Source organism: Luteimonas terrae (assembly GCF_031457535.1).
Lineage (GTDB): Bacteria > Pseudomonadota > Gammaproteobacteria > Xanthomonadales > Xanthomonadaceae > Luteimonas > Luteimonas terrae_A.
This window is the reverse complement of sequence record NZ_JAVDWO010000008.1, coordinates 83416-106808: the sequence shown is the minus strand read 5'-3', so window position 1 is coordinate 106808 and position 23393 is coordinate 83416. Positions and strand designations below refer to the sequence as shown.

General features: G+C 68.3%; 23 protein-coding genes. 19 read left to right on the top strand and 4 right to left on the bottom strand.

Annotated features, from left to right (window positions below; genetic code table 11):
* The first annotated feature begins 34 nt into the window (after positions 1 to 34).
* The 3 genes from J2W68_RS11055 to J2W68_RS11045 all read left to right on the top strand — a co-directional run bounded on the left by J2W68_RS11055 (position 35) and on the right by J2W68_RS11045 (position 4551).
* Positions 35 to 307, top strand: a complete 273-nt coding sequence (locus J2W68_RS11055) for a YcgL domain-containing protein (RefSeq protein WP_310148614.1) — start codon at positions 35 to 37, stop codon at positions 305 to 307.
* Complete coding sequence (locus tag J2W68_RS11050; protein WP_310235778.1) at positions 300 to 3602, top strand: ankyrin repeat domain-containing protein; 3303 nt, start codon at positions 300 to 302, stop codon at positions 3600 to 3602. Before J2W68_RS11055 ends, J2W68_RS11050 begins: the two co-directional genes overlap by 8 nt.
* Before the next feature lie 79 nt (positions 3603 to 3681).
* A complete protein-coding gene (locus tag J2W68_RS11045; RefSeq protein WP_310235776.1) occupies positions 3682 to 4551 on the top strand; it encodes a TonB family protein in 870 nt (289 codons plus the stop codon).
* A gap of 70 nt (positions 4552 to 4621) precedes the next feature.
* On the opposite strand, the gene rho is transcribed toward J2W68_RS11045, so the two are convergent.
* Together rho and trxA are read right to left on the bottom strand one after the other, a co-directional pair.
* Positions 4622 to 6433, bottom strand: a complete 1812-nt coding sequence (gene rho / locus J2W68_RS11040) for a transcription termination factor Rho (protein WP_310235774.1) — start codon at positions 6431 to 6433, stop codon at positions 4622 to 4624.
* 213 nt (positions 6434 to 6646) lie between these two features.
* On the bottom strand, positions 6647 to 6973 hold the full coding sequence (trxA, locus tag J2W68_RS11035; protein WP_310235771.1) for a thioredoxin: 327 nt from the start codon (positions 6971 to 6973) through the stop codon (positions 6647 to 6649).
* A gap of 204 nt (positions 6974 to 7177) precedes the next feature.
* On the opposite strand from trxA, the gene rhlB reads away from it, so the two are divergent.
* The 7 genes from rhlB to J2W68_RS11000 all read left to right on the top strand — a co-directional run bounded on the left by rhlB (position 7178) and on the right by J2W68_RS11000 (position 13675).
* Positions 7178 to 8941 carry an ATP-dependent RNA helicase RhlB gene (rhlB, locus tag J2W68_RS11030; protein WP_310235769.1) on the top strand — a complete coding sequence of 588 codons (1764 nt, stop codon included), beginning with the start codon at positions 7178 to 7180 and terminating at the stop codon, positions 8939 to 8941.
* 294 nt (positions 8942 to 9235) lie between these two features.
* Positions 9236 to 9925, top strand: coding sequence for a cell division ATP-binding protein FtsE (gene ftsE, locus J2W68_RS11025; RefSeq protein ID WP_310235768.1), 690 nt, complete (start codon positions 9236 to 9238; stop codon positions 9923 to 9925).
* Positions 9918 to 10868 carry a permease-like cell division protein FtsX gene (gene ftsX / locus J2W68_RS11020; protein ID WP_310235766.1) on the top strand — a complete coding sequence of 317 codons (951 nt, stop codon included), beginning with the start codon at positions 9918 to 9920 and terminating at the stop codon, positions 10866 to 10868. The genes ftsE and ftsX overlap by 8 nt, the downstream gene beginning before the upstream one ends.
* Before the next feature lie 3 nt (positions 10869 to 10871).
* On the top strand, positions 10872 to 11705 hold the full coding sequence (locus tag J2W68_RS11015) for a response regulator (protein WP_310235764.1): 834 nt from the start codon (positions 10872 to 10874) through the stop codon (positions 11703 to 11705).
* Positions 11706 to 11815: 110 nt separating this feature from the next.
* Positions 11816 to 12514 carry a uracil-DNA glycosylase gene (gene ung / locus J2W68_RS11010; RefSeq protein WP_310235761.1) on the top strand — a complete coding sequence of 233 codons (699 nt, stop codon included), beginning with the start codon at positions 11816 to 11818 and terminating at the stop codon, positions 12512 to 12514.
* On the top strand, positions 12514 to 13290 hold the full coding sequence (locus tag J2W68_RS11005) for a HipA family kinase (protein WP_310236006.1): 777 nt from the start codon (positions 12514 to 12516) through the stop codon (positions 13288 to 13290). The genes ung and J2W68_RS11005 overlap by 1 nt, the downstream gene beginning before the upstream one ends.
* On the top strand, positions 13274 to 13675 hold the full coding sequence (locus tag J2W68_RS11000) for a DUF3037 domain-containing protein (protein WP_310235757.1): 402 nt from the start codon (positions 13274 to 13276) through the stop codon (positions 13673 to 13675). The genes J2W68_RS11005 and J2W68_RS11000 overlap by 17 nt, the downstream gene beginning before the upstream one ends.
* A gap of 97 nt (positions 13676 to 13772) precedes the next feature.
* Here the strand turns inward: J2W68_RS11000 and J2W68_RS10995 are convergent, their stop codons facing one another.
* Together J2W68_RS10995 and queD are read right to left on the bottom strand one after the other, a co-directional pair.
* Positions 13773 to 14174: a phasin family protein gene (locus J2W68_RS10995; protein WP_310235754.1), complete on the bottom strand. Its 402-nt coding sequence runs from the start codon at positions 14172 to 14174 to the stop codon at positions 13773 to 13775.
* Between the two features lie 158 nt (positions 14175 to 14332).
* On the bottom strand, positions 14333 to 14689 hold the full coding sequence (gene queD / locus J2W68_RS10990; RefSeq protein ID WP_310235751.1) for a 6-carboxytetrahydropterin synthase QueD: 357 nt from the start codon (positions 14687 to 14689) through the stop codon (positions 14333 to 14335).
* Between the two features lie 100 nt (positions 14690 to 14789).
* On the opposite strand from queD, the gene J2W68_RS10985 reads away from it, so the two are divergent.
* The 9 genes from J2W68_RS10985 to J2W68_RS10945 all read left to right on the top strand — a co-directional run bounded on the left by J2W68_RS10985 (position 14790) and on the right by J2W68_RS10945 (position 23331).
* Positions 14790 to 15887, top strand: a complete 1098-nt coding sequence (locus J2W68_RS10985) for a glycerophosphodiester phosphodiesterase family protein (RefSeq protein WP_310235748.1) — start codon at positions 14790 to 14792, stop codon at positions 15885 to 15887.
* 177 nt (positions 15888 to 16064) lie between these two features.
* Positions 16065 to 17018 (top strand): acyl-CoA desaturase, encoded by a 954-nt coding sequence (locus tag J2W68_RS10980; protein WP_310235744.1) that lies wholly within the window; start codon positions 16065 to 16067, stop codon positions 17016 to 17018.
* The gene (locus J2W68_RS10975) at positions 17015 to 18316 is read left to right on the top strand and encodes an NAD(P)/FAD-dependent oxidoreductase (RefSeq protein WP_310235741.1); all 1302 of its coding nucleotides are present in this window, start codon (positions 17015 to 17017) and stop codon (positions 18314 to 18316) included. The genes J2W68_RS10980 and J2W68_RS10975 overlap by 4 nt, the downstream gene beginning before the upstream one ends.
* Entirely contained in the window at positions 18313 to 19128 is an 816-nt protein-coding gene (locus J2W68_RS10970; RefSeq protein WP_310235739.1) for a DUF1365 domain-containing protein, read from the top strand. The genes J2W68_RS10975 and J2W68_RS10970 overlap by 4 nt, the downstream gene beginning before the upstream one ends.
* Positions 19125 to 20369, top strand: coding sequence for a cyclopropane-fatty-acyl-phospholipid synthase family protein (locus J2W68_RS10965; RefSeq protein WP_310235736.1), 1245 nt, complete (start codon positions 19125 to 19127; stop codon positions 20367 to 20369). The genes J2W68_RS10970 and J2W68_RS10965 overlap by 4 nt, the downstream gene beginning before the upstream one ends.
* Positions 20370 to 20416: 47 nt before the next feature.
* On the top strand, positions 20417 to 21172 hold the full coding sequence (locus J2W68_RS10960) for a DUF1295 domain-containing protein (protein ID WP_310236004.1): 756 nt from the start codon (positions 20417 to 20419) through the stop codon (positions 21170 to 21172).
* Positions 21169 to 22251 carry an SAM-dependent methyltransferase gene (locus J2W68_RS10955; RefSeq protein WP_310235733.1) on the top strand — a complete coding sequence of 361 codons (1083 nt, stop codon included), beginning with the start codon at positions 21169 to 21171 and terminating at the stop codon, positions 22249 to 22251. The genes J2W68_RS10960 and J2W68_RS10955 overlap by 4 nt, the downstream gene beginning before the upstream one ends.
* 98 nt (positions 22252 to 22349) lie before the next feature.
* A complete protein-coding gene (locus J2W68_RS10950) occupies positions 22350 to 22880 on the top strand; it encodes a lipocalin family protein (protein WP_310236002.1) in 531 nt (176 codons plus the stop codon).
* Positions 22881 to 22935: 55 nt separating this feature from the next.
* On the top strand, positions 22936 to 23331 hold the full coding sequence (locus J2W68_RS10945) for a YbaN family protein (protein ID WP_310235730.1): 396 nt from the start codon (positions 22936 to 22938) through the stop codon (positions 23329 to 23331).
* Positions 23332 to 23393: the final 62 nt, after the last annotated feature.

The window sequence follows — 23393 nt, the reverse complement described above, 5'->3', positions numbered from 1 at the left end:
GCACAATCGAGCGTGTTTCCGCGGTTCTTCGGCCATGCACGCCTACGTCTACAAAAGCCAGCGCAAGGCGGACACTTACGTGTACCTCGCCGAGCGCGACGCGTTCGACGTCCTGCCTGATCCGGTGCGTGCGCAGCTGGGCGAATTGATCTTCGTGCTGGACGTGGCGCTGACGCCCGACAGAAAGCTCGCGCGCGAGGATGTCGCGACCGTGCGCGAGAAGCTGCGCACGCAGAAGTTCCATCTGCAGATGCCGCCGCGCCTGGTCCACGATCCACTGACGGAGGACTGGGGCACCGATGCCTGAGTCCGCGCAGCGGCCGTTGTCCGCGTTCGCCCGATCCCTGATCTTCGTGCTTCTGGCCGGTATCGCCCTGGCGGCGCTGACGCTCGTCGGCGGCCCGCTCGCCGCGGTTGCCGGCGCGCTGGCGCAGCCCGCGTTCGCGCTGGTCATCCGCGGCTGGCGCACGCGCACCGTGCCCGCGGGCGCCACGCTGCGGACCGACCTGCTGTCGCTGGCCGGCGCCTGGAGTGGTGCCACGGTCGCGACCGCCGTGCTCGTCGCCTGGCCGCTGTCGGCGTTGCGGCAGGGCGGTGAACTCGGCGCAGCACTGGCGCTGAGCGTCGCCATCGGTCTTGCGGTCATCGGCTTCTGGCGCACGTGGCCGCTGTGGCATGCGATCGAGCGCGACGGCGGTGATCTGCGCACGCACTGGCGCACGCTTTCGGAGCGCGAAACCGGCAACTGGCGCGGTGTGGGCGCCGCGTTGTGCGTGGCTGCGATTGTTGCGCTCGTGCTGCTGCCGGCCTGGCTGCCGCCCGGCGGCATCGGCCCGCGCGCCGGGCTCGCCATCATGGCCGTGCTCGCTTCGCTCGGCCTGCATGTGGTCCTGCAGCGTATTGCGCCCCCTGCCGCGTTGCCGATCCAGATCGTCGAGATGCAGGGCGATCCCGCGGTCGCGTTGTCGGAAGAACCGTTCGATGCAGCGCCGGATGTCGCGCTGTACACCGCGGCCCGCGCGGGTCGTGTCGACCGCGCGCTGGCGCTGATCGAGACCGGCGCCGACGTGCACGCGCTGCCTGCCAGCGACGACCGCGACCAGCGCAGCCTGCCGGTGCTGGCTGCGGTGCTGCCGGACCTGCGCCTGCTGCGCGAACTGATCGCACGCGGCGTCGACGTCAATGCTGCGCACGCCGGCATGACCCCGCTGCTGGCCGCGACCCGCGACAGCTGGCACGGCCGCCCCGATGCGGTGATGACCCTGCTGGCCAACGGGGCCGATCCGCGGATCACCGACCACGAAGGCAACACGCCGCTGCATCTGGCCGCGCGCAGTTCCGACCCCGGCGTCGCCGCGCTGCTGCGCGATGCCGCCGCCGAACTCGAAGCGCGCAACCACGATGGCCTGACGCCGCTAGGCATGGCCTGCGCTGTCGGCAACTGGCGTCTGGCGAAGTTCCTGCTCGAACGTGGCGCCCGCGCCGAGGTCGACGGTGGCACGCCGGCGCTGCTGGCCGCGGCCGGCGGCGACGAGGACGATGCCGCCGGCGTGCAGTTGCTGCTCAAGCACAAGGCGCGCGTCGATGCGCGCGATGCATTGCGTCGAAGCGCTTTGCATGTCGCCGCGTTCCAGGGCCACGACGAGATCCTCGCCGCGCTGCTCGGCGCTGGCGCCGACGTGCGCGGTCGCGACAATGACGGCCGTACGCCCCTGCTCGAAGCCGCGCGCGGCGGCCGTCTGTCCGCGCTCGAAGCGCTGCTGGCGGCGAATGCCGATGTCGCCGCGGTCGATGCCGCGGGCCGCAATGCGGTGATGCTGGCCTGCACCGCCGAACTGCCGTCGGCCGCGGTGCTGCAGCGTTTGCTCGAACTCGGCGTGCCGGCCGATATCGCCGATGCCGATGGCCGCAAGCCGGTCGATCGCGCCGCTGAAACCGGGCGCTGGACGCTGGTGCGCCTGCTCGATCCCGACTATCCGCTGCCGGCCAATCTGGGCATCGGCGAGGACGAAGACGGCGCGTCGGCCAGTGACCGCACGCCGGTGCTGCTGTTGCGCGCCAGCCTGCGCGAAGGCCGCTTCGACGATCAGGGTCCGCTGCTGCGCCTGCTCAACGCGCGCGATCTCGGTGGTCTGCTGCTCGATCCCGAGATGCCGCCATCGCTGGACCGTATCGAATGGCTGCTCGCCCAGGGGGCGGATGTCGAAGTCACCGATGATGCCGGCGTGCCGCCGCTGTGCGCGCTGCTGTCGTCAGCGCCGCAACACCTGTCGATCCTGCAGGCGCTGCTGCGGCATGGCGCGTCGCCCGGCGGCGCCGGCACGCTGGCGCGGTATCTCGCCGCCTGCAGCGACGACGATCAGGCCGCGCGGGCGTACGAGACCTTTGCGCTCGACCTGCTGGCCCGCGGCGCCGATCCGTTCGCGCCGTCGCCCGCGGGCGATCCGCCACTGGCTTTGGCCGTGCGGCTGGGCTGGCTGCGGCTGATCGAGCGTCTGGTCGGTCATGGCGTCGATCTTGATGCCCGTGATGCGCGCGGCATGACGGCGTTGCATCTCGCCGCCGCACTCGGACGCGAAGGCGCGCTCAAGGTGCTGGTGCGTCAGGGCGCCTCGCCGGCAGCCTGCGCCGCCGATGGCCAGACGCCGCTGGGTGTCGCACTCTCCGCCGGGCGACGCGACCTCGCCGACTGGCTGGACTGGCGGGGCTGGGCGCTGCCGCGACGTGCGCTGGAACCGACCGATCTGCCAGCCGCCGCCAACGCGGGCGACGCAGAGGCCGTGCGCCGTCTGCTCGATCTGGGATTCGCGGTCGACACCGTCGATGCACAGGGCTGCACCGCGCTGCTGCGCGCCGCCGGTGGCGGACATCGCGAGGTCGTCGATCTGTTGCTGGCACGCGAGGCCGACGCCGCGCTCGCTGCGCAGTCCGGCGCGACGCCGCTGTCGGCGGCGGTCAGCATGCGTCACGCCGAAATCGTCGATCGCCTGCTGGCGTCGGGCGTCTCGCTCGACCAGCGCCTGCCGGGCGAAGTCAGCGTGCTGATGCTCGCCGCTGCCCTGGGCCTGCCCGATCTCGCCGCGCGTCTGCTGACCGCTGGCGCCGACATCCACGCGACCGACGCGCAGGGCCTGACCCCGCTGCACTGCGCCGCGCTCTACGGGTTCACCTCGCGCGATCGTCCACGTCTGCTCGCGCTGTTTGACACCCTGCTGCTGGCGGGCGCAGAGGTCGACGCGCCCGCGGCCGGTGGCGTCACGCCGCTGTTGCTGCTGCTCGGTGCACGGGCCGAGCCCGGCACGCCCTGCGACGAGGACGTGGTGCTGGCTGCAATGGAGCACCTGCTCGATGAGGGTGTCTCGCTCGACGCGCAGGACCAGCGCGGCTTCGGCCCGCTGCACCTGTCAGGCCTGCACGGCCAGCTGCGCCTGGCCCGCCGCCTGCTGCGCGCCGGCGCCGATCCCGACCTGCGCGACACGCTCAACCGCACGCCGCGCGAGATCGCGATCATGCGCGGCTTCATCGACGTCGCCGCGGAATTCGCACCGCCGCAGAGCGGCGACGGCGTGTCGATGGCCAGGTTCCTGCGCGAGCAGCGCTGACGGCACTCGGGTTTACCCCGGCTTGTCCACGCAGGGGGCCGGGAGTAACGTCGGGTCCTCGCTCAAGGATGGATCCGTGATGACACTTCAAAGAGTGCTGGGTGTGCTGCTCGCGACGGCGTGTCTCGTACCGTCGCTGACTGCGGCGCAGAGCGCACGCGAAATGCGCCAACAGGTCGAGGGCAGCATGCTGGTGACCGGGCATGTCGACATCGCGCTCGATGGCAGCGTCAGTACCCACACGCTGGATCAACCGGACAAGCTTCCCGACTACGTCGTGCGTCTGATCGAGCGCGCAATGCCTGCGCTGCGCTTCGAACCGGTGCTCGTCGACGGCGCGCCGGTGCTGGCCCGCGCGAAGATGACCATCCGGCTGGTGGCGACGCCCGCGGACGACGGCAACATGAACATCGCGATCAAGAGCGCGAGTTTCGGCGAGGAATATGATCCGGACGACACAGGACGCGTCCGCTCGATCGAGATGAAGCCGCCGCGGTATCCCATGAACATCGCGCAGATGGGCGGCAAGGGCACTGTCTACCTGCTGGTCAAGGTCGCACGCGATGGCCGGGTGGAAGACGTGGCAGCCGAGCAGACCAACCTGACGGCGCTCGGCACGGCGCGGCAGATGGAGATGATCCGCCGCGGTCTGGAGAAGGCGGCGATCGACAAGGCCAGGGAGTGGACGTTCGTGCCACCGACCACGGGAGACGCCGTTTCCAGCGATCACTGGGTCGTCCGTGTGCCGGTCGACTTCTCGCTTTCCGATGGCGCCCGTCTTCCGGAAGGTGCGGCCTACGGACAATGGCTCGGATACGTGCCCGGCGCGCAGACCCGTCCGACCTGGGCGATGCCGGACCCGCCCGGCTTCAGCCCGGACGCGCAGGTCGCCGGCGCGCTGCATCAGGGGCAGTCCCGCTTCCGCCTGCTCACGCCGTTCGAAGGCTGACCGGGCCGGACCGGAGCCAAAAAAAGCCCCGCGGAAGCGGGGCTTTTTTCGTGAGCGAGGACCCTATGGGTCAGCGCTTCATCGACGAGAAGAACTCGTCGTTGGACTTCGTGCTCTTCATCTTGTCGAGCAGGAATTCCATCGCGGCGATCTCGTCCATCGGGTGCAGGAGCTTGCGCAGGATCCAGATCCGCTGCAGCAGGTCCGGCTCGATGAGGTAATCCTCGCGGCGCGTGCCCGACTGGTTGACGTTGATCGCCGGATAGACGCGCTTCTCGGTGATGCGACGGTCGAGGTGCACTTCCGAGTTGCCGGTGCCCTTGAACTCCTCGTAGATCACCTTGTCCATCGCGCTGCCGGTGTCGACCAGGGCGGTGGCGATGATGGTCAGCGAACCGCCTTCCTCGACGTTGCGCGCGGCGCCGAAGAAGCGCTTCGGGCGATGCATTGCATTGGCGTCGACACCACCGGTCAGCACCTTGCCCGAGCTCGGCACGACGTTGTTGTAGGCACGGGCGAGGCGGGTGATCGAGTCGAGCAGGATGACGACATCCTTCTTGTGCTCGACCAGGCGCTTGGCGCGCTCGATGACCATTTCGGCCACCTGCACGTGGCGCGCAGCCGGCTCGTCGAACGTCGAGGAGATGACTTCGCCGCGCACGGTGCGCTGCATCTCGGTCACTTCTTCCGGACGCTCGTCGATCAGCAGCACGATCATGTGCACGTCGGGATGGTTGTAGGTAATCGCGCTGGCGATCTGCTGCATCATCATCGTCTTGCCCGCCTTCGGCGGCGAGACGATCAGCGCGCGCTGGCCCTTGCCCTGCGGGGCCATCAGATCGAGGATGCGGCCGGCGATGTCTTCGCTGGAGCCGTCACCGCGTTCGAGCTTGAAGCGCTTGCGCGGGAACAGCGGGGTCAGGTTCTCGAACAGCACCTTGCCCTTGCTGGCTTCCGGCGGCTCGCCGTTGATCGTGTCGACGACCGACAGCGCGAAATAGCGTTCGCCGTCCTTGGGCCAGCGGATACGGCCGAGCAGGTGGTCGCCGGTACGCAGGTTGAAGCGGCGGATCTGGCTGGGCGAGATGTAGACATCGTCCGGGCCGGCGAGGTAGCTCGCCTCGGCCGCGCGCAGGAAGCCGTAGCCGTCGGGCAGAATCTCGAGCACGCCGTCGGCGACGACGCCCTCGCCGTGGCGGGTCAGCACTTTGAGCAGGCCGAAGATCACGTCCTGCTTGCGCGCGCGGGCCACGCCTTCGATCGCGAGCTGGTCGGCGATGTCGAGCAGCTTGTGCGCCGGCATCCGCTTGAGGTCGCTCAGCGTGTACTGCGGGAAGCCTTCGGGGATGTTCGGGGGCGGGAGGCGCTGGACGTGGTCGTTGCCGCCGTCCTGCGGCAGGCCGTCGTCGCGGCCACCGCCACGCGGACGATCACGCCGGTTCTTGAACCGGTCGCGGCGGTTGTTGCCGCCCTGATCGTTGTTGTTGTTGTTGTTGCCGGGATTGCCGCGGTTCTGGTTCGGCTGCCCGCCACCGTGCTGGCGCGGCTCGCCGCCCTGCTGGGGGTGGTGCTGGCCGCCATTCGGCTGCCCGTTGTTGCCGCCCTGGTTGCCCTGGTTGCCCTGGTTGCCGCGCTGGGCATCGCCCTGGCCCGACTCGCTGGGCGCACGCTGCGGATCGGACTGCGGTGCAGATGCCTGCGGCGGCGGTGCGCTGGCGGGCGGGGCCTTCGGCGCGGCGGTGTCCTGGGTCGCCAACGGCAACTGGGACTGGGAATCGGGAGGCGCGGAGTCGGTGGCTTTCTTGGCCACGCGCGGCTTGCGCACGCGCTTCACGGCGGTGTCGCCCTCGGGCGTGCCGGGATCGGATGTGTTGTCGGACAAGCGGAAAATCCTCGCTCGGTTGCGAGCGCCCGGGACGGGCGGCGGCAGGGAAACGGACAGTCGGGAGTGACGCCAGATGGGTGCGGCGCGCTGAAAACACGCCGGAGCAGCGCAAACCTAGCACTGCGTCCGACCGGCGGCAAGCGATACCCGCGCGGTCGGTTCAGGCGACAGGCCGCCCAGGGGCGGACTGTCGCGGTGGTGGACCGGGCCTCAGAGGGCCTTGTCGATCAGCTGGGCGAGCTGCGGCTTGCCCACGGCGCCGATCTGGGTGCCCTGCACCTGGCCATCCTTGAACAGCAGCAGCATCGGGATCGAGCGCACGTGGTACTTCAGCGCCGTGGCCTGGTTCTGGTCGACGTCGATCTTCACGATCTTGGCGCGGCCGGCGTAGTCGCCCGCCAGTTCGTCGAGCGCCGGAGCGATCATCTTGCAGGGGCCGCACCAGGGGGCCCAGAAGTCGACCAGCACCGGGACATCGGACTGCAGCACGGTGGAGTCGAAATCGGAATCGCTGGCATGGATGACGGCATCGGTCACGGGGGGCTCCGGGGGGGCTGGGGCGCGCTTCGAAGCAGCGGCGCCGGGATGGATGTAAAATGGGGAATCGCCGCCCGGAATCAAGGTGGCGCTCCTGCGGGACGACCCACGCGTCCTGCGCCCAGGCAGTCTGCCGTCGCGACTGCCTCCCACGCAAGCACGCGGCGCCCTCCAAGTCGGCGACGCCCGGACACCTTCCTACGCATGAGCGACAAGCCTCTTACCGACATCACCTTCTCGTCCTTCGACCTGCATCCGGCGTTGCTCGCCGGGCTGGAAGAGGCCGGGTTCACCCGCTGCACGCCCATCCAGGCGCTGACGCTGCCGCTGGCCCTCGCAGGCCGCGACGTCGCCGGCCAGGCCCAGACCGGCACCGGCAAGACCCTGGCCTTCCTGGTGGCGGTGATCAACCGCCTGCTGTCGAAGCCGGCGCTGGCCGACCGCAAGCCGGAGGATCCGCGCGCGCTGATTCTCGCGCCGACCCGCGAACTCGCGATCCAGATCCACAAGGACGCGGTCAAGTTCGGCAGTCAGCTGGGGCTGAAGTTCGCCCTGGTCTACGGCGGCGTCGACTACGACAAGCAGCGGCAGATCCTCACCGAGGGCGCGGACGTTATCATCGCGACCCCGGGCCGGCTGATCGACTACGTCAAGCAGCACAAGGTCGTCAGCCTGCACGCCTGCGAGATGTGCGTGCTGGATGAGGCCGACCGCATGTTCGACCTGGGCTTCATCAAGGACATCCGCTTCCTGCTGCGGCGCATGCCGATCCGCACCGAGCGCCAGACGCTGCTGTTCTCGGCGACGCTGAGCCATCGCGTACTGGAGCTCGCCTACGAGCACATGAACGAGCCGGAGAAGCTGGTCGTCGAGACCGAGTTCATCACCAATGCCAAGGTCCGGCAGGTGATGTATTTCCCGGCCGATGACGAAAAGCTGCAGTTGCTGCTGGGCTTGCTGTCGCGCAGCGAAGGCGCGCGCACGATGGTGTTCGTCAACACCAAGGCGTTCATCGAGCGGGTGGCACGTGCGCTCGAAAAGGCCGGCTACCGGGTCGGCGTGCTGTCGGGCGACGTGCCGCAGAAGAAGCGCGAAAGCCTGCTGAAGAAGTTCCAGGCGGGCCAGCTGGAGCTGCTGGTGGCGACCGACGTGGCTGCGCGCGGCCTGCACATCGACGGCGTCAGCCATGTCTACAACTACGATCTCCCGTTCGATGCCGAGGACTACGTCCACCGCATCGGCCGCACCGCGCGCCTCGGCGCCGAGGGCGATGCGATCAGCTTCGCCTGCGAGCGCTATGCGCAGAGCTTGCCGGAGATCGAGGCCTACATCGAGCAGAAGATCCCGGTGGAGCCGGTGACGTCCGAGCTGCTGACCGCGCTGCCGCGCAAGCCGCGCGAAGGTGTGGAGCTCGATGACGAGGACGGCGAGAGCATCCACGAGATCTTCAAGGAAGTGCGCGAAGCACGCGCGGTCGAAGACGCCAAGCGTGGCGGCGGCCGTGGTGCGGGTGCCGGTGGTCGGGGTGCGCCCGGTTCGCGCGGTCCGCGTCCGGCGGGCGGCGGCGAAGCCCGTGGCGAGCGTGGACCGCGCAAGCCGCGTCCGCCGCGTGTCGAAGGCGAAGAAGCGGCGGTTGCGCCGGTCGTGGCCGCGCCGCAGCCGATGATCGATGCCCCCGGCACGGTTGCGCAGGCGATGCCGGACGAGTCGCGTCCGCCGCGCAAGCGTCGCCGCCGTCGCGCCGGCAAGAAGATCGAAGGTGCCGAAGGCGCGGCGGCGCCGCAGACCGGCGAGACGACGGCAGCCGACGCGTCGAAGAAGGCGCAGGGCAACGGGGGCAAGGGTCCGCGCGAAGTGCGCCCGACCCAGCGTCCGGCGCCGGCGTTGAAGTCCGAGCAGGCACCGTCGCTGCTGAGCCGCATCGGTCGGGGCCTGCGTCGCCTCGTGTCGGGTGACGACAAGCGCTGATCGCACGCTTCAGTGCGCGAGCGCAAAAAAGCCCAGCTTCGGCTGGGTTTTTTTGTGGGTGCGCCTCTGGCGCTTGAGCCTTTCCCGCTCGCGGGGCATTGCGCCCTTTACGGGTGGAGGGTTGGGTGGGGGCGGCCCTAAAGCGCTTCCACATCTGACGCCGCTACGAACACAAAGCCAAGCGCTGTAGGCCTTCCGATCTCCATCGTGACCGACCCTGACCCTTCGCCCCCATCCCCAACCTTCCACTTCCTTATGACGCTGTTGTGCACATTCCCTGCGATACTGTCGCGCATGAGTGTTCTGCGATTCGACAACGTCAGCAAGCAGTATCCGGGCGGCCATGTGGCGCTGTCGGAAGTGAGTTTCGATGTGGCGGCCGGCGAGATGCTGTTCGTCACCGGACACTCCGGCGCGGGCAAGAGCACGCTGCTGAAACTCATCCATCTGGCCGAGCGGCCGAGCCGCGGCGCGGTGGTGTTCGGCGAGCGCAATCTGCTCAAGGTGCGCGGCCGCAGGGTTGCGATGCACCGCCGCGACATTGGCGTCGTGTTTCAGGATCACCGCCTGCTGCCCGACCGCACCGTGTTCGACAACATCGCGTTGCCGCTGATCCTGCGCGGCATGCGTCGGCCGGAGATCGGCAAGCGCGTGCGCAGCGTGCTGGAGCGTCTGGCGCTGGGCGCGCGCGAACGTGCGTTGCCCACCCAGCTCTCGGCCGGCGAGCAGCAGCGCATCGGCATCGCCCGCGCGATCGTCGGTGAGCCGATGCTGCTGGTCGCCGACGAGCCCACCGGCAATCTCGATCCCACGTTGTCGGCCGAAATCATGGCGCTGTTCGCCGAGCTCCCCGAGAGGGGTACCAGTGTGCTGATCGCCAGTCACGACCTCGGTCTGGTCAAGCGCATGAAGAAGCGCACGCTGGTGCTCGACCACGGCACGCTGGCCGACGACATTTCGCCGGAGGACCTGGCCGATGCCTGAGGCGCCCCGCAACCAGCCCGCGCGCAGCGGCAGCTCGCCGGTCGGCACCTGGATCGACCATCACGTCTACAGCGTGCTCGCCAGCCTCGGCCGGCTGTTCAAGAAACCGTGGTCGGCGGCGCTGACGATCGGCGTCATGGCGGTCGCGCTCGCACTGCCGCTCGGCCTGTGGCTGGTGCTCGACAACGTCGGGCGCCTGGGCGGCAGCATCGACGCCTCGCGCGAGATCAGCGTATTCCTCAAGCAGGACGTCGACGGCCCACGCGCTGAAGCGCTGGCCGGCGAACTGCGTGGTCGCAGTGATGTCGGCAGCGTCGTGCATCGCTCGCCCGACGAAGGCCTGGCGGAACTGCGCGAGCGCGGCGAGTTCGGCGATGCGATCGACGTGCTCGGTGAGAACCCGCTGCCGCACGTGCTGATCGTGACGCCCGGTGGCGACGAGATGCTGCTGGCCGAATCGCTGCGCACGCTGCCGGAATCTGAACTCGTCCAGCACGATGCGCAATGGCGCGAGCGCCTCGATGGCTGGCTGCGGTTCGGCGGTCGCGTGGTCTGGGTGCTCGCTGCGCTGCTCGGCATCGGCGCGCTGCTGGTGGTCGGCAACACGGTGCGCCTCGACATCCAGTCGCGCCGCGACGAACTCGGCGTGCTGCAGCTGCTCGGCGCGACCGACGGCTTCATCCGCCGGCCGTTCCTGTATCTGGGCGCCTGGTACGGGCTGGCTGCCGGCGCGGTCGCGCTCGGTCTGCTTGCTCTGGCCGGTCTCGCCCTGCAGCCGCCGCTGGCGGAACTCGCGGCGAGTTATGGCGCGGCGTTCGCGTTGCGCGGGTTCGGCCCGATGGGTGTGCTGGCGGTACTGGCCGGCGCGACCGCGCTGGGCTGGTGTGGCGGCGGCATCGTCACCGGGCATTTCCTGCGCCAGACGCGGCCCACCGACACCTGATCCATGCACGACCTTCGCCATTTGGCCGGCGACGCGCCCCGGGTGATGGTCGTCGACGGCTCGAAGCTGGTGCGCCGGCTGATCGGTGACGTGCTGCGGCAGGCGCTCGCCGATGTCGAAGTGATCGAATGCACGGGTCTGTTGGATGCGGCCGTCGCGCTCGATGCGGCGCCGGTCGATCTGGTCAGCACCGCGCTGTCGCTCCCCGATGGCGACGGCCTCCAGCTCGCACGCCGCGTACGTGAGGCCACGGGCCAGCGCTACGTGCCGGTGATCGTGGTCTCGGGCGACGCGCAGTCGCATCTCGAGGCCCGCCGCTTCACCGAAGACGTCACCGACCATTTCGACAAGGCCCTCGGACACCGCGCGCTCGCGGAATTCATCCGCGGCTACGTGCAGCCGGAAGCGATTCCCGACGCGCACGTGCTTTACGTCGAGGACAGCCGCACGGTCGCGCTGGCGACCCGGCGCATTCTCGAAGCGCAGCAGATGCGCGTGACGCATGTGCTCAGCGCGGAGGACGCGTTGGCCTATCTGGACGCCTATCGCGACGGCCCGGGGGCTCCCGGCGCCGACCTGCTGCTGACCGACGTGTATCTGAAGGGCGAGCTCAGCGGGCACGACCTGCTGCGCGCGGTCCGTCGCGATTTCGGTTACGGCAAGCGGCGCCTGCCGGTGCTGGTGATGACCGGCGACGGCAACCACGACAACCAGGTCGCGCTGCTGCGCGCCGGTGCCAACGATCTGGTCGTCAAGCCGGCCGAGGAACGGGTGCTGGCGACCAAAGCGCTGTTCCAGTTGCGTCTGTCCGCGATGCAGCCGCACCTCCCCCTGTAGGCGCGCGATGCGGCGTTGCCGATGCCGCCATCGCGCCGCACGTGCACTCCCACAACCTCACGCACCGCTGTGCCGCTACGCTGGCAAGGGTGTCCATCCACGGTTGACCCATGTCCGACATCCGCCTCGAACCTTCCTGGAAAGCCCACGTCGGCAACTGGCTGCGCCGCGACGATATGCAGGCGCTCTCCGCATTCCTGCGTCAGAGGAAAGCAGCGGGTGCGCGGATCTATCCGCCTGGCACCGAGATCTTCGCGGCGTTCGATGCCACGCCATTCGACGCGGTGAAAGTGGTCATCCTCGGCCAGGACCCGTATCACGGGCCCGGTCAGGCACATGGCCTGTGTTTCTCGGTGCGTCCGGACCAGCGCGTGCCCCCGTCGCTGGACAACATGTACAAGGAACTCGAACGCGATCTCGGCCTGCCGCGGCCCGACCACGGCTGGCTGATGCCCTGGGCCAAGCGCGGCGTGCTGCTGCTCAATGCGGTGCTGACCGTGGAAGAGGGCAAGGCCGGCGCGCACCAGGGCAAGGGCTGGGAAGGCTTCACCGATCATGTTGTCGACGTGCTCAACCGCGAGCGCGAGGATCTGGTCTTCCTGCTGTGGGGCAGCTACGCCCAGGCCAAGGGCAAGGTCATCGACACCAATCGCCACTGCGTGCTGCGCACCACCCACCCGTCGCCGCTGTCTGCGTATCGCGGCTTCCTCGGCAGCGGGCATTTCTCCAAGACCAACAATTTCCTGCGCAAACGCGGCATCGCCCAGATCGACTGGTCGCTGCCGATGCGCTCGGCGCTCGACGCATGATCCGCAGCGTCGAGGCCACGCGCTATGTCACGCCGCTGCGCGAAGGCGGCTCGCTGCCGGCGGTCGTGGAAGCCGACGACGATGGCATGTACGTCATGAAGTTCCGCGGCGCGGGGCAGGGGGCGAAGGCGCTGGTCGCCGAACTGATCGGCGGCGAATTCGCGCGCCTGCTGGGTCTGCCGATGCCGGAGATCGTGTTCATCGATCTCGATCCGGACCTGGCTGCCACGGAACCGGATTCCGAGATCCAGCACCTGATCCGCGCCAGTGCAGGCTGCAATCTCGCGCTGGACTACCTGCCCGGTGCGATCAACTTCGATCCCGCGGTCGAGCCGCCCAATGCCGATCTCGCATCGCGGATCGTCTGGTTCGATGCCTTCGTCTGCAATGTCGACCGCACAGCGCGTAATACCAATCTGCTGGTCTGGCACCACCGGCTGACCCTGATCGATCACGGCGCGGCGCTGTACTTCCACCACGACTGGGACAGCGCCGCGCGCATCGCGACCGGCCCGTTCGCGCGGATCGCCGATCACGTGCTGCTGCCGTTTGCGACTGCCCTCGACGCCGCCGATGCGGCCCTGTCGGCACGCATCACCGAGGCCGACATCCGCCGCATCGTGGCGCTGGTGCCCGACGCGTGGCTGGCCGGCGAGTCGCGGTTCGCCGATGCGGACGTGCATCGCGCAGCCTACGTCGAGTTCTTCTGCACGCGCCTGGCGCACCGGTCGGCGTTCGTCGGGGAGGCGCAGCGTGCGCATGCAGCGGGTCTATGACTACGCGGTGATCCGGGTCGTGCCCCGGGTCGAACGCGAAGAGTTCATCAACGTGGGCGTGATCGTGTCCTGCCAGGGCGCGCGCACGCTGGCCGCAGCGGTCGCGCTGGATCCGGCACGGCTGCACGCGCTCGATCCGCATGCCGATATCGCCACGCTGCAGCGGCATCTCGATGCGATCGTGCGCATCTGTCGCGGCGATGCCGATGGCGGGCCGATCGCCGCGTTGCCCGCCCGCGCGCGGTTTCACTGGCTCACTGCGCGGCGCAGCTCGGTGATCCAGGTCTCGCCGGTGCACACCGGCCGCACCGCCGATCCCGACGGGCTGTGCGCTCGCCTGCTGGCGCGCATGGTGCTGCCACCCGGTCCGGTGCGCGGCGCATAAAAAAAAACCCGGCAGCGTGGGGGCTGCCGGGTCGGCTACGGGCGAGGGAGGGATCGCCCGGAGTTCAGGTCGCGGCGCCAGGGCGCCGCAGCGCGTCTCAGCGCTTGGTGGCCTTCGCGGTCGCCTTGACGACCTTCTCGGCTTCGGCGCGGACGTCGGCGGTGGCCGATTCGACGTGCGACTTGGCCAGGCCTGCGATGGCTTCGTTGGTCTTCACCGTGCGGCCCAGGGTTTCCTGGCCGGCACTGACGAGACGCTCGACGTTCTCGCGGGCAACCTGCGCGCCCTTCGGCAACAGAGCCTTGAAGCCATCCATATCACGCACTTCGATCGCTTCGTTGATGAACGCGAACGTGGCATGGGTGTTGTCGTTGAACGTCGAAAGGTGGAGACCGAACAGGGTCTCGGCGTTCTCGAGGGTCAGACGGTTGAACTGGGCGGCTGCATCGGCGAACTGGCGCGACGCGGCGGTGAACTGCTCGTTGAACTGATAAGACATGGCGGTTACCTGCGTGAGCCGGCGGTCTGCCGGGTTTGTGCGATGCAGCATATCCCAGCCATGTTGCATTGCAACAAAATCCCGACAGGCGGTCGTCATGCATTCAGTTTCGTATATGGATCAAAGACTTGAAACCGTTTTCAGTTGGCGAGGGCGATTCAGGGACCGGTGTAGCGACAGCCCGAGGTGCAGGTTTCGCGGATCACGATCGCACTCAGCGCGGGCAGTGCAGGCTTGAGGCGTTCCCAGATCCAGATCGCCAGACGTTCGCTGGTCGGGTTCTCGAGCCCGGGGATGTCGTTGAGATAGTGGTGGTCGAGCTGGGCGTAGAGCGGGGCGAATGCGGCCTTTAGATCGCCGAAGTCCATGATCCAGCCGGTTTCCGGGCCGGGCTCGCCGGACACGTGCACCTCGACCTGGAACGAATGTCCATGCAGACGCGCGCACTTGTGGCCCGGCGGCACGTTCGGCAGCCGGTGCGCGGCCTCGAGGGTGAAAACCTTGAAAATGTCCATGCGCGCATTCTCGGGCGTGGCCGCCCGCGCGGCAATCGTCGTGGCACTGACATGCCCGGCTGCCACGCTCGCCGGTCTTCGCTTCCCCGGTCGATCTCCGATGTCCCGAACGTCTTTCCTGATCCCCCTGCTGCTCGCCACTGCCGCCATGACCCTGCCCGATCGCGTCGCCTCCGCTGCCACGCCCGTTGCCGACGCGCCGCGCGTGATCGCGCATCGCGGCGCCAGTGCGCGCATGCCCGAGCACACGCTGGCGGCCTATCGCCGCGCGGTCGAGGACGGCGCGGACTTCATCGAGCCCGACCTCGTGATGACCCGCGACGGCGTATTGGTCGCGCGCCACGAGAACGAGATCGGCGGCACCACCGATGTCGCGTTGTATCCGCAGTTCGCCGACCGCAAGCGCACCCAGCGGATCGACGGCGTCGACGTCACCGGCTGGTTCACCGAGGACTTCACGCTCGCTGAGCTCAAGACGCTGCGTGCGCGCGAACCGCTGCCTGCCCTGCGCGGTGTCTGGTACGACCGCCAGTTTGCGGTGCCGACGCTGCACGAGATCATGGTGCTGCTCGACGATCTGGTGCGCGACGCCGGCCGCGATGTCGGCCTGATTCCCGAGATCAAGCACCCGACGCACTTCCGCGCGATCGGTCTGCCGATGGAGCAGGCGCTGCTCGACGTGCTCGCGGCGCACGAGATAGCCACGCGCGTGCCGCTGGTCGTGCAGTCGTTCGAGCCGACCAGCCTGCGCACCTTGCGCGGCCTTGCAGCCCCGGTACTGCCGGAGCTGCGCTTGCTCCAGTTGATCGGCGACCCGCGCACGCGCCCGGCGGACGTGGATGCCGCGGGCGGCGATCTGCGCTATCGCGACATGCTCACCGCGGATGGCCTGCGCGCGATCGCCGAATACGCGTCGATGCTGGGGCCGCACAAGTCGCAGGTCGGCGAGGTCGGCCGCGGCGGCCGCTTCGAAGCCACCACGCTGACCGCCGATGCGCACGCCGCCGGTCTGCAGGTGATGCCGTACACGTTCCGGCCGGAGAATCCGTATCTGCCCAGCGCGCTGCGCAGCGGCGGCGGCCATGCGCGCAACGAGACGGGCGCCATCGCGGAGATGCGCATGTATCTCGATGCCGGCGTCGATGGCTTGTTCGCCGACGACCCCGCGCTTGCGCGCCAGGCCGTGGACGCGCCTTGATCGCGACTACCTCCTGACGCCGTGCCTTGCGCCGCCTGGCGAGGTCGTTCGCGCCCTGGCGGCGGCCCTCGCTGTACGCTGCGTTGCGCGTCCGCAGGTGAACGCATGCGCGCGCCATGCATCCGTTCTTTACGCCTGCGCGTATGCCCCGGGTAGGCCACAACCGCAGGAGTTTCCATGTCGAGCGCCCCCGGCCGCAATGCGGCCGGTCCCCGCAGTTTGCGCGCCAGTCTGAACCGCTGGTTCGATACCGGCGCGCAGACGCACGAAGTGCGCGAGGGCGACGACCGGATCGACTGGCTACGCGCGACGCCGTTCGTGGCGATGCATCTGGCCTGTCTGCTGGCGTTCTGGGTGGGCGTGTCGCCGATCGCGGTGATCGTGGCGGTCGCGCTGTACGCAATCCGCATGTTCGCGTTGACCGGTTTCTATCACCGCTACTTCTCGCACCGTACCTTCCGCACCTCGCGCGTGGTGCAGTTCGTGTTCGCGCTGATCGGGGCGTCCTGTGTGCAGCGCGGCCCGCTGTGGTGGGCGGCGCATCACCGCAATCATCATCGCCACACCGAGACCGCACTCGATCCGCATTCGCCGCGCGTGCACGGCTTCTGGTGGAGCCACATGGGCTGGTTCCTGACCCGGGAAGGCTTCCGCACCGACTGGTCGCGGATTCCGGATCTGGCGAAGTTCCCGGAACTGCGCTGGCTCGATCGCTTCGACACGCTGGTCCCGGTGCTGCTCGCGGCCGTGTTGTTCGGCCTGGGTGCTCTTCTTGAACGCGTCGCGCCGGGCCTGGGCACGAGCGGCGGACAGATGCTGGTGTGGGGTTTCTTCATCTCGACCACCGTGCTGTTCCACGCGACGGTAACGATCAACTCGCTGTCGCACCGCTTCGGCAGTCAGCGGTTCGAGACCGGCGACGACAGCCGCAACAACCTCTGGCTGGCGCTGCTGACCTTTGGCGAAGGCTGGCACAATAACCACCACTTCTTCCCCGGCACCGTGCGTCAGGGCTTCCGCTGGTGGGAGATCGATCTGACCTGGTACGGGCTCAAGCTCATGTCCTGGTTGGGGCTGGTGCGCGATCTCAAGCCGGTGCCCGCCTGGGTGCATGGAAAGGCGCGAGGATGAGTCAGCGCATCGCCGTCGTCGGTTCGGGCATCGCCGGCCTCGCCACTGCGTGGTGGCTGTCGCAGCGCCATGCGGTGACGCTGTTCGAAGCCGATACGCGCCTGGGCGGTCACACGCACACGCATGCCGTGCGGATGGGCGGCCGCGAGTACGCAGTCGACACCGGCTTCATCGTGTTCAATCCGCAGCACTATCCGCTGCTGAGCGGTCTTTTCGAATCGCTGGATGTCGCCTCTCAGCCGACGACGATGAGCTTCTCGGTGCACAACGAGGCCGACGGTCTCGAGTACAACGCAACCTCACTCGACACCTTGTTCTGCCAGCGCCGCAATCTGCTATCGCCGCGGTTCTGGGGCATGTTGCGCGACCTCAAGCGCTTCTATCGCGAAGCGCCGGCACTGCTGGACGGCGACGATGCCGGGCCGACGCTCGGCGAATATCTACAGGCCAACCGCTACGGCGCGGCGTTCCGCGATCTGCATCTGGTGCCGATGGCGTCGGCGCTGTGGTCGTCGCCAAGCGCGGGCATTCTCGAATTTCCGGCGCGGTATCTCGTGCAGTTCATGGCCAACCACCACATGCTGCAGCTGACCGGTCGGCCGGAATGGCGCGTGGTGCGCGGTGGTTCGTCGCGTTACATCGATGCCTTGCGCGCACGTTGGTCGGTGACCGAGCGCGTCGGCTGCCGGGTTGATGCGGTGCGCCGGGATACGGCGGGCGTGCATGTGGTGTCCGCGGCGGGCAGTGAGCGTTTCGACCAGATCGTGCTGGCCTGCCACAGCGACCAGGCGCTGGCGCTGCTCCACGATGCCGGCGCGGCCGAGCGCAGCATCCTCGGCGCGATCCGCTACCAGACCAACGAGACCGTGCTGCATACCGATGCACGCCTGCTGCCGCGCGACCGCAAGGCCTGGGCCGCGTGGAATGCGCACGTGCCGGCCACAGCCGATGCCGCATGCACGGTGAGTTATTGCATGCATCAGCTGCAGTCTCTCGACACGCCCGAGCCGCTAGTGGTCACGCTCAACCGCAGCGAGGCGATTGATCCGGCGAAGGTCATCGCGCGTATGCGCTACGCGCATCCGGTCTATGACGCGGCGATGGTGGCCGCGCAGGGCAGGCGCGACGAGATCCAGGGCCAGCGTCGCACCTGGTACGCCGGTGCGTACTGGGGGTGGGGCTTCCACGAAGACGGCATCCGCAGCGCGGCGCAGGTCGCGCGCGCGTTCGGACTCGGCCCGCTGGCCGCCGCCGGTCGCGCGCAAGCGATGCCGATGCCGGTGAGCGCTGTCGCATGAGTGGCGACGGCGATCGCGCGCCCCGCGTCGCACCGTTGCAGAGCGCGGTGTATGAAGGCGTGGTGCGGCATCGCCGGTACCGTCCGGTGCCGCACGCATTCTCGTATCGCGTCGCGCACCTGTGGCTGGATCTCGACGAACTCGATCGCGTGTTCGACAGCCGTTGGTTGTGGTCGACCCGGCGCCCGGCGCTGGCGCGGTTCCGCCGCGCCGACTACCTCGGCCCGACCGACGTGCCGCTTGCCGAGGCCGTGCGCATGCGTGTCGAAGCCACGCTGGGGCGCAGGCCCGACGGTCCGATCCGGCTGCTCACGCATCTGCGCTACTTCGGATTCGTCTTCAATCCGGTGAGCTTCTACTACTGCTATCGCGCTGACGGCACGACGCTCGACTGCATCGTCGCCGAGATCACCAATACGCCGTGGAAGGAGCGTCACGCCTACGTGCTGCCGGCTGCTGACGCTGAACGTCATGGCCGCGCATTGCAGTGGGACTTCGCCAAGGCGTTCCACGTCTCGCCGTTCATGGCGATGGATCACGGTTATCGCTGGCGCCTGACGCCACCGGTGGAGGATCTGCACATCCACATGGATGTGTTGCGCGACGACGTGCGCGAATTCGACGCCACCATGACGCTGCAGCGGCGACCTTTGAATGCGTCTGCGCTGGCGCGCGTGCTGTGGCGCTACCCGCTGATGACCGTGCAGGTTGTCGCCGCGATCCACTGGCAGGCGCTGCGGCTATGGCTCAAGCGCAACCCGGTGCACGACCATCCGCGCCTGCCGGGCGCCGAACAGGAGCCTTTCCGATGAACCAGATCGCCGCCCATGTGACGCCGCGTGCGTTCGGCGCGCTCGAACGTGCGCTGCGTGCGCGGCTTGTCGCGCAGTTCGCGCAACTGCAGGGCGGGGCGCTGCAACTCGACGACGCCCTCGGCAGCGAGACCTTCGGCGACGCGCAGCTGCGACCGGTGCAGGTGCGCGTGCACGACCCCGCGTTCTACCGTCTGGTCGCCGCCACCGGCAGCGTCGGTGCGGGCGAATCCTATATGGACGGGCATTGGGACTGCGACGATCTCGTCGGCCTCGTGCGCCTGCTGGTGCGCAACCGCGATCTGCTCGACGGCATGGAAACCGGCATTGCGCGTCTGGGCGGACTGGCGATGCGCGGCTGGAACGCGCTGCGCCGGAACACGCGTGACGGCAGCCGGCGCAACATCGCCGCGCATTACGATCTCGGCAACGATTTCTTCTCGCTGTTCCTATCGCCGGACCTGATGTACTCGTCGGCGCTGTTCGAGCGCGATGGAGATACGCTGGAAGTCGCGTCCACGCGCAAGCTCGATCGCATCTGCGAGCGGCTGGCGTTGCGGCCAGGTGACCGGGTGCTCGAGATTGGTACCGGCTGGGGCGGCTTCGCGCTGCACGCCGCACAGCGCTACGGCTGCCACGTCACCACGACCACGATCTCGCGCGAGCAGCACGCTTTGGCCAGCGCGCGTATTGCCGAAGCCGGATTGCAGGGCCGGGTCACGCTGCTGTTGCAGGACTATCGGGACCTTGAGGGCAGCTACGACAGGCTGGTCTCGATCGAAATGATCGAAGCGATCGGCGCGCAGTATCTGGAGACCTACTTCGGCAAGATCAGCAGCCTGCTCAAGCCCCACGGCGCGGCGCTGGTGCAGGCGATCACCATCGAAGACCATCGCTACGTGCAGGCGCGTGATTCGGTGGACTTCATCAAGCGCTTCATTTTTCCCGGCAGCTTCATCCCGTCGATCTCGGCGATGCTGCAGGCCAAGACTGCCGCCAGTGACCTGCAGTTGCTGCAGCAGGACGACTTCGGTCCCTCGTACGCGCGCACGCTGCAGCTCTGGCGCGAGCGCTTCCTGTCGCGCCTGCCCGATGTCCGCAAGCAGGGCTTCGACACCCGTTTCGAGCGCATGTGGACCTTCTATCTCGCGTACTGCGAGGGCGGCTTCCGCGAACGATCGATCGGCGTCTCGCATCTGCTGTTCGGCAAGCCTGACCACATACGGAGGTTCGCGTCGTGAGCCCGCCATGGACGTTGCTGCTGGTCTGGGTACTTGCGGCGATTGCGATGACCGCCGCCTGGCGCTGGCAGAAGGCACGCGACAACGCCGGCATCGTCGATGTCGTCTGGGCGTGCGGCGTCGGCGGCGCGGCGGTCGTTGTCGCGCTGCTCGGCGACGGCGCGCCGTTGCCGCGGATCCTGCTCGCCGTGCTCGGTGGGCTGTGGGGCCTGCGGCTGGCCGCGCATCTGTGGAAGCGCGTCCGCAGGGAGGGCGAGGACGGTCGCTACGCCTATCTGCGCAAGCATTGGCAGGGCGACCAGCGCAAGTTCTTCCTGTTCTTCCAGGCGCAGGCGCTGCTGGTCGCACTGTTCGCGCTGCCGTTCCTCGCGGTGGCAACGAATCCGGTGTCCTCGCTCGGCCTGCTCGCCGCGATCGCGGTGTGGTTGATCAGCGTCGGCGGCGAAGCGGTCGCCGACCGGCAGCTCGCCGATTTTCGCGCCGATCCGGGCAACCGCGGCAAGACCTGTCGCGAAGGGTTGTGGCGTTATTCGCGGCATCCGAACTATTTCTTCGAATGGCTGCACTGGCTGACCTACGTGGTGCTCGCGGCAGGCTCGCCGCTGTGGTGGCTGGCGCTGGTGGGGCCGCTGCTGATGTACCTGTTCCTGCGATATGTCAGCGGCATTCCCTACACCGAGCAGCAGGCGCTGCGCTCGCGCGGCGACGACTACCGCGACTACCAGCGCACCACGCCGATGCTGTTTCCGTGGTTTCCCCGATCCGAATCCGCCCGCTCCGATTCCGAAGGACCTTCCGCATGAATGCCGTGGCTCGCCCCGAACTCGAACGCGACACCGCTGCGTCCGGCCTGATCGGCATGGCCGAACGGGGGCTGGTGCCGGACGCCGCGCTGCGCCTTGGCATCCGCCGCCTGTGCGCGCAGCGCCTGGCCGAGGAGACCGAAGGCAGCATGGAGGCGCAGTCGCTGCGCTTCGATACCCTGCTGCAGGCGCTGCGCACCAGCCCGGTCGCCATCCATACCGATGCGGCGAACACCCAGCACTACGAGCTGCCGCCGGAATTCTTCGCGCTGTGCCTCGGGCGTCGTTTCAAGTACAGCAGCTGCTACTACCCGACCGGCAAGGAGACGCTCGACGAGGCCGAGGACGCGATGCTCGCGCTCTACGGCGCGCGCGCCGAACTCGCCGACGGCCAGGACATCCTCGAGCTCGGCTGTGGCTGGGGCTCGCTGACCCTGTGGATGGCTGAGCACTTCCCCGGTGCGCGCATCACCGCGGTGTCGAACTCGCGCCCGCAGCGCGAGCACATCGAAGCGCAGTGCACGGCGCGCGGTCTCAGTAACGTGCGGGTGCTCACCTGCGATGTGAACCAGCTGGAGCTCGACACCGAAGCATTCGACCGCGTGGTGTCGATCGAGATGTTCGAGCACATGCGGAACTACCAGGTCCTGATGACGCGCATCGGCACGTGGTTGCGGTCGGGCGGCAAGCTGTTCGTGCACATCTTCGCCCACCGCACGCTGATGTATCCCTACGAGACCGCGGGCGAAGACAACTGGATGGGTCGGCATTTCTTCACTGGCGGCCTGATGCCGGCGGCGGACACGTTGCTGCATTTTCAGCAGGGCGATCTCGGCATCGAGCAGCGCTGGCTGCTCGACGGCACGCATTACGAGAAGACGTCCAACCACTGGCTCGCCAACCAGGACCGCAACCGCGAGGCAGTAATGGCTGTGCTGGAGCAGGCCTATGGCCGGGAGGGCGCGAAACTGTGGTTCCAGCGCTGGCGCATGTTCTGGATGTCCTGCGCCGAGTTGTTCGGCTACGAACATGGCCAGCAGTGGCTGGTCGCGCACTACCGGTTTGCACGCGCGGGCTGACCGCGTCCGAGGCCCTACTCACGGCAGGAGAGCTTTTCATGACGACTACGAACCGGCGGTTTGCCGCCGGCCTGATTTTCGCGGGCATCGCCACCGGCATGCTCGCGGCCTGTGGAGGCGGCAACGTGAAGGAACAGATTCCCCCGGTGGCGCATGTCGACGTCCCCCGCTTCATGGGCGACTGGTATGTGATCGCGCAGATTCCGACGCGTCTGGAGCGAGAGGCCTTCGATTCGGTCGAGACCTACACGTTGCGCGAGGACGGCAAGGTCGATACGACGTTTCGGTATCGCGATGGCGGCTTCGACGAGAAGATCAAGACGCTGCACCCCACCGGCACCGTGCGCGAAGGGACCGGCAATGCGATCTGGGGCATGCAGTTCGTCTGGCCGATCAAGGCCGAGTACGTGATCGTCTATGTCGACGAGGACTACCAGCAGACCATTGTCGGGCGCAGCAAGCGTGACTACGTGTGGCTGATGGCGCGTACGCCGGTCATCTCGGAGGCCGACTACGCGGCCCACATGGCGCGTATCCGCGCGCTGGGCTACGACATGTCCAAGATCCGCCGCGTACCGCAGTCGGCAGGCGATCCGGCGCGCATGACCGACGCGAGCCGCGTCGAATAATCCGTTCCGGGCGCGGCGCCCATTGATCACGGGCGTCGCGCATAGAATGCGCGTCATGCAACGACGCACGCGCTTCCGCTGGGCCTGGTGGCTGCTGGCTTACGCCAGTCTCGGTCTCGGTATCGTGGGCGTGTTCGTGCCGGGCCTGCCCACGACGGTGTTCGTGCTGATCGCGGCCTGGGCCGCGTCGCGCGGGTCTGAGCGCCTGCACCGCTGGCTGCTTGCACATCCGCGCTTCGGCCCGTCGATCCGCGACTGGCAGGCGCACGGCGCGGTCAGTCGCCGCGCGAAATGGCTGGCGACCGGCACCATGACCGTGTGCGCAGCGATTCTGATCGCGCTGATGCTGTGGATTCCGGCGCACCGCTGGTGGATGACCGCACTGCCGATCGCATGCATGGCTGCGGTCGCGGCGTGGTTGTGGCTGCGGCCGGAGCCGCCGGCGGCCTGAACTGCGGTAGGAGCGCGCTTGCGCGCGAAGAGGCTCCACCGACAAACGGCAATCGCGCGCAA